The sequence below is a fragment of the Tenacibaculum sediminilitoris genome, from assembly GCF_964513795.1.
Classification (GTDB): Bacteria; Bacteroidota; Bacteroidia; order Flavobacteriales; family Flavobacteriaceae; genus Polaribacter; species Polaribacter sediminilitoris.
Genome location: NZ_CAZEQR010000034.1, coordinates 1 through 5,662 on the forward strand (window position 1 = coordinate 1; position 5,662 = coordinate 5,662).

5 protein-coding genes and 2 pseudogenes are annotated in these 5,662 nt (G+C 32.6%); 4 read left to right on the plus strand and 3 right to left on the minus strand.

Translation table 11 applies throughout. From position 1 onward, the window contains the following. Together ACKTSW_RS09470 and ACKTSW_RS09475 are read right to left on the minus strand one after the other, a co-directional pair. A pseudogene (locus tag ACKTSW_RS09470) lies at nucleotides 1-149 on the minus strand (IS3 family transposase); the annotation flags it as partial. Between the two features lie 101 nt (nucleotides 150-250). Beyond that, nucleotides 251-1,462, minus strand: a complete 1,212-nt coding sequence (locus tag ACKTSW_RS09475) for an aminotransferase class V-fold PLP-dependent enzyme (protein WP_408025027.1) — start codon at nucleotides 1,460-1,462, stop codon at nucleotides 251-253. Nucleotides 1,463-1,554: 92 nt separating this feature from the next. Between ACKTSW_RS09475 and ACKTSW_RS09480 the strand changes: the two genes are divergently transcribed. Then, nucleotides 1,555-2,880: a serine hydrolase domain-containing protein gene (locus ACKTSW_RS09480; RefSeq protein WP_408025028.1), complete on the plus strand. Its 1,326-nt coding sequence runs from the start codon at nucleotides 1,555-1,557 to the stop codon at nucleotides 2,878-2,880. A gap of 3 nt (nucleotides 2,881-2,883) precedes the next feature. Then, complete coding sequence (locus ACKTSW_RS09485; RefSeq protein ID WP_408025029.1) at nucleotides 2,884-3,228, plus strand: SdpI family protein; 345 nt, start codon at nucleotides 2,884-2,886, stop codon at nucleotides 3,226-3,228. Nucleotide 3,229: 1 nt separating this feature from the next. On the opposite strand, the gene ACKTSW_RS09490 is transcribed toward ACKTSW_RS09485, so the two are convergent. Then, the gene (locus ACKTSW_RS09490) at nucleotides 3,230-3,907 is read right to left on the minus strand and encodes an SCO family protein (RefSeq protein ID WP_408025030.1); all 678 of its coding nucleotides are present in this window, start codon (nucleotides 3,905-3,907) and stop codon (nucleotides 3,230-3,232) included. Nucleotides 3,908-4,066: 159 nt separating this feature from the next. On the opposite strand from ACKTSW_RS09490, the gene rseP reads away from it, so the two are divergent. Continuing rightward, nucleotides 4,067-5,413: an RIP metalloprotease RseP gene (gene rseP / locus ACKTSW_RS09495; protein WP_408025031.1), complete on the plus strand. Its 1,347-nt coding sequence runs from the start codon at nucleotides 4,067-4,069 to the stop codon at nucleotides 5,411-5,413. A gap of 100 nt (nucleotides 5,414-5,513) precedes the next feature. After that, nucleotides 5,514-5,662: pseudogene (locus tag ACKTSW_RS09500) on the plus strand (IS3 family transposase); the annotation flags it as partial.

The window sequence follows — 5,662 nt, forward strand, 5'->3', positions numbered from 1 at the left end:
ACAGTACTCCTACCTTGAATATCATAGACTTTTTGTACCTGCTTATAGGTGTAGTTGCCTTTTTCTACCTCGGCTACTAAGGCTAATTTAAAGCCTAAATTGTAATCGCGTTGGGTGCGCTTAACCCGCTTGTTTACTCCTTTACTCATAATAAGTCGATTTTGTGTCAACTTATTTCAGGACGGGACATTATAATAACATAAAAAAGCCTCCATGTGGAGGCTTTTTTTAATATTACTTACTAATTAGTTTAACTTAACATCATCTGTGCTTTCTTAACTGCGTTTACCAGTATATCAACTTCTTCTTTGGTATTATAAAAAGTAAACGAAGCTCTCACTGTTCCTGGAATACAATAAAAATCCATAATAGGTTGCGCACAATGGTGACCTGTACGAACCGCTACTCCAAGTTTATCTAAAATAGCTCCAACATCATACGGGTGAATTCCTTCGAGATTAAAGGATATAACTGATGTTTTATTTGATGTTCCATAGATTTTTAATCCATCTATTTTCTCTAATTCTTGGGTTGCATACAATAACAATTTGTTTTCTTGCTTTTCTATGTTATCAAAACCAACTGAATTCATATAATCAATAGCAACTCCGAAGGCTATTCCTCCACAGATATTTGGTGTTCCTGCTTCAAATTTATGAGGTAACCCTGCATAGGTTGTTTTTTCAAAAGTTACTGTTTCAATCATCTCTCCTCCTCCTTGATATGGTGGCAACAATTTCAGTAATTCTTCTTTACCATATAGCATTCCAACACCTGTTGGTCCGCACATTTTATGAGCTGATGCAACATAAAAATCAGCGTCTAACGCTTGTACATCTGGTTTTATATGTGGTACTGCTTGTGCTCCATCAATCAATACATAAGCTCCAAACTTATGCGCAGCATGAATAATTTCTTTTATAGAATTAATTGTTCCCAATGCATTAGACACATGGTTACAAAAAACTAACTTAGTTTTTGGGTTTAGTAATTCATGGTAAATATCCATTCGTAAAGAACCATCTTCATCCATTGGGATTACCTTTAAAATAGCCCCTGTTTTTTCGCATAACATTTGCCAAGGCACAATGTTAGAGTGATGCTCTAAAGCAGAAACAATTATTTCGTCTCCTTCTTGTAAAATTGATGCAAAACCAGATGCCACAATATTAATTCCATGTGTTGTGCCTGAGGTTAAAATAATTTCATAAGAATGTTTTGCATTAAAATGTTGCTGAATCTTAATTCGTGCCTCTTCGTATTTATCTGTAGCCTCCTGACTCAGGGTATGTACTCCTCTGTGAATATTAGCATTGTAATTAGTATAATAATCAACAATAGCATCTATAACTACTTGCGGTGTTTGCGAAGTTGCTCCGTTATCTAAATACACTAATTTTTTTCCGTGTATTTCTCTATTTAAAATAGGAAAATCAGCTCGAATTTTATCTACAGTAAACATATGAAAGTCAAATTTACCGCAAAGGTAGGGCTTGCATTTCAAATACAAACATCAAATAATTAAATTCTTACATTTGTTAAAAACAGGGTTAAATGAAAAAATTCAAAAGAGTACTTTTACTATTTTTAATCATCTTAGGTATTACTGTTTTCTATAATTATCCAAAGCTAAATATTCTTGCTGGGTATTCTGCAAAAAACACCGCTTCTTCAGTATTTCTTGCAGGAAGAAGTTTAGAGTTTACTGACGCAAATGATAATAATTTTTCTCCTATTAGTATCACCTCTAATAAAATAGATATTAAAGAAAAATCTGCTACGGGTTCAGTTTATGGATTACTAAAAAGGAAAGCCGTGTATAGAGAAGGGCTTGGAGCTGTTTTGGTTACAAATGATTTTGATATCACCAAACCTCAACCCGCCCCAAAAAGATCAAAACCAAACCATACAGTACCTTTTCCTTATGGAAACGCAAATCATAAAGACACAATTTTTCCGAATATAGCTTATAAAAAATTAAATGAAACCATTGATACTATTTTCAACGATAGAAATCAAACACGTTCGATAGTAGTCGTATATAAGGACAAAATTATTGCTGAAAAATATGATACTGGTTTTACTAAAGAATCAAAACAGTTAGGTTGGTCAATGACCAAAAGTATTACAGGTACTTTATTTGGTATTTTAAATTGCAAAGGAGAAATAAACCTTGAAGAAAACAATTTATTTCCTGAGTGGGAAAACGACGATCGTAAAAACATTACCATTCATAATTTATTACAAATGAATTCTGGCTTAGAATGGGAAGAAGATTACAATACTATTTCTGATGTTACTAAAATGTTGTTCCTAGAGAAAAACATGACGAAAACTCAAGTAAACAAATCTTTGATAGGGAAACCTGATGAGAGCTGGAATTATTCTTCTGGAACTTCTAATTTATTATCTGGTATTTTACGAACAAAATTCGATACACATCAAGAGTATCTTGATTTTTGGTACAGTGCTTTGATTGATAAAATTGGCATGAACTCTATGGTTATTGAAACCGATATGAGCAATCACTTTGTAGGCTCTTCATACGCTTGGGCAACAGCAAGAGATTGGGCTAAACTCGGATTACTATACCTACATAATGGTGAATGGAACGGAGAGCATTTGTTTGATAAGGATTGGGTAAGCTATGCTACAACCCCTACTCCAACTTCAAATGGCAGGTACGGTGCCCAAATTTGGTTAAACAAAGGTGGTAAACACCCTGATGTACCTAAAAATATGTTTTCTTTTAATGGATATAAAGGTCAAAATGTGTTTATTTTGCCTAGTCAAGATTTGGTAGTGGTTCGTACAGGGCTTACCAAAAATGCAGATGTAAATACCTTGTTAAAAGGAATTGTAAATTCTATTAAACACTAAACCATGAATCCATTTTATTATGTGCTTTCTATAAACGGATTGCTTTTCTTATTCAGTATTGTTTTTTACTTCTTTCCACCTAAAGAAATTAATGCTATTTACGGATACCGAACTAATAAGACCATGAAAAATGATGTTATTTGGCAATTTGCCAATGCTTTTTTTACCAAAGAGTTTATGAAGTATTCAGCAATTTCATTAGTTGCAGCTTTGGTATTGGCTTATATCTCAAAAGAATTAACATGGCAACCTATGGCTATTATGTTATTATCACTAGCGGTATCGGTTGTTAAAACCGAACAAGAAATTAATAAGAATTTTGATGAGGAGGGAGAAAAGAAGAAATAAATCACTTTGTATACTCTTCTTTTAACAACGTAATGTCATCAATAATTTTTTGCATATTTTCTTTTTTGGTTCCATCATAAGAACCTCTGATACGACCTTGTTTATCAATTAACACAAAATTTTCGGTATGCACCCAATCATTTTCACTACCATCTCCTTCATCTAGAACAGCAAAATAATGTTTACGGGCTAAATTGTAAATGTGTTTTTTATCACCCGTAGTTACATTCCATTTTCCATCAATCACTCCTTTTTCATCAGCATACTTTCGCAATTGTGGTACACTATCCATCACTGGAGTTACAGAGTGCGATAAAAACATAATATCATCATCATTTTTATAATGCTCTTGCAACTCACTCATATTATACGCCATCGCAATACAAATAGTTTGACAACGCGTAAAGAAAAAATCCGCTATATAAATTTTTCCTTTATAATTAGCATTCGTAATCGTATCTCCATTCTGATTAATCAATTTAAACTCACCTACCCTATGATTTTTTGTTTTATTTCTTACAGAAGCATCTACTAGTTTCGGGTTAATATCAGCAGGATTATAAATAGGTAACTTTTTGTCAACCTTTACTAGGTGATAAAAAACAGGCACACCAATAGCACAAAAAACTAAAATAAAAATGAAGGTGCTTTTTGATTTTTTAAAGAATTTAAAATCCACTATACTAAAATTTTCCACAAAAATACGACTAAAAACAGCGTTTAGAAACCACTATACTAAAAACTTTGTTAAAACAAATGCGCAACTGTTATACAAACTTTTAGAACTGTACTGAAAAACGTACATTTGTCAGATTTTAAATTTAGACCAACACCTTTTATGGAAATTTTAATAAAAGCATCACAATTTATTTTAAGCTTATCACTCTTAATCGTTTTACACGAATTAGGACACTTTATTCCTGCAAAATTATTTAAAACTCGAGTAGAAAAATTCTACCTTTTTTTCGACTATAAATTCTCATTATTTAAAAAGAAAATAGGAGAAACCGTTTACGGTATTGGTTGGATTCCGTTAGGTGGTTATGTTAAAATTGCAGGAATGATTGATGAAAGCATGGATACTGAACAAATGCAACAACCTGCTCAACCATGGGAGTTTCGTTCTAAACCAGCATGGCAACGTTTAATTATTATGCTAGGTGGGGTTATCGTAAACTTTGTGTTAGGTATTTTAATTTACATCTGTTTAATGTGGGCTTATGGTGAGAAATACTTACCAAACGAAAGTTTAAAAGATGGTGTTTGGGTTCAAGATCAATTAGGAAAGGATTTAGGTTTAGAAACTGGAGATAAAATTTTAACGATTGACGGACAAAAAATAGAAAAATTTAGAGAACTTCCTTTAGAGTTCATCAACGGTAACAATTACACAGTAGAAAGAAATGGAACTGTTGTTGAAAAAGAGATTCCAACAGATTTTATCTCAAAATTAGTTGATAGAGGTAAAGATGCAGGAGCTTTTATAACCCCTAGGTATCCATTTATAATTGCTGGTGTTCAAAAAGACTCATTAAACGCTAATAGCAATATCTTACCAAAAGATATTATAACTGCTATAAACGGGCAAAAAATCTCTTATTTCGATCAAGCAAAACCTATTTTACAAAACTTAAGAGGGCAAGAAATAAGCTTATCTATAAAAAGAGGAAATAATAACTTGAATGTTCCTGCTAAGGTTTCAAACTACGGGAACTTAGGAGTTGCTTTAGGTGCTGTTTCTTTACTTGACTTAGAAAAGCTAGGATATTACAACTTAGCCGAGAAAACATATTCTTTTGGAGAAGCTATTCCTGCTGGAACCAATAAAGCTTGGACAACCTTAACCAACTATATTAAGCAAATGAAAAAGATTTTAAATCCAAGTACAGGTGCTTACAAAGGTTTAGGTGGATTTATTTCTATAGGAAGTATTTTCCCTTCAGAATTTAGCTGGGAAACATTCTGGAACATTACAGCATTCTTATCTATTATGTTAGGTTTTATGAATTTATTACCAATTCCTGCCTTAGACGGTGGCCACGTTGTATTTACCCTATGGGAAATGATTACTGGTAAAAAACCTGGTGATAAGTTCTTAGAGTATGCTCAAATTACAGGGTTTATCTTATTAATAGCATTATTACTATTTGCAAATGGAAATGATATATTTAGGTTATTTAAATAACTTAATAGTGATACATAATAAAAAAGCATCGTACTGAGTACGATGCTTTTTTATTATAATTGTCCCGTCCTGAAATAAGTTGACACAAAATCGACTTATTATGAGTAAAGGAGTAAACAAGCGGGTTAAGCGCACCCAACGCGATTACAATTTAGGCTTTAAATTAGCCTTAGTAGCCGAGGTAGAAAAAGGCAACTACACCTATAAGCAGGTACAAAAAGTCTATGGTATTCAAGGTAGGAGTACTGT

Excerpts from the sequence above, each read along its gene's own strand:
- ACKTSW_RS09485 (WP_408025029.1), top strand. The coding sequence starts at position 2,884 with ATGAATCCATTTTATTATGTGCTTTCTATAAACGGATTGCTTTTCTTA.
- ACKTSW_RS09475 (WP_408025027.1), bottom strand. The coding sequence starts at position 1,462 with ATGTTTACTGTAGATAAAATTCGAGCTGATTTTCCTATTTTAAATAGA.
- rseP (WP_408025031.1), top strand. The coding sequence starts at position 4,067 with ATGGAAATTTTAATAAAAGCATCACAATTTATTTTAAGCTTATCACTC.
- ACKTSW_RS09480 (WP_408025028.1), top strand. The coding sequence starts at position 1,555 with ATGAAAAAATTCAAAAGAGTACTTTTACTATTTTTAATCATCTTAGGT.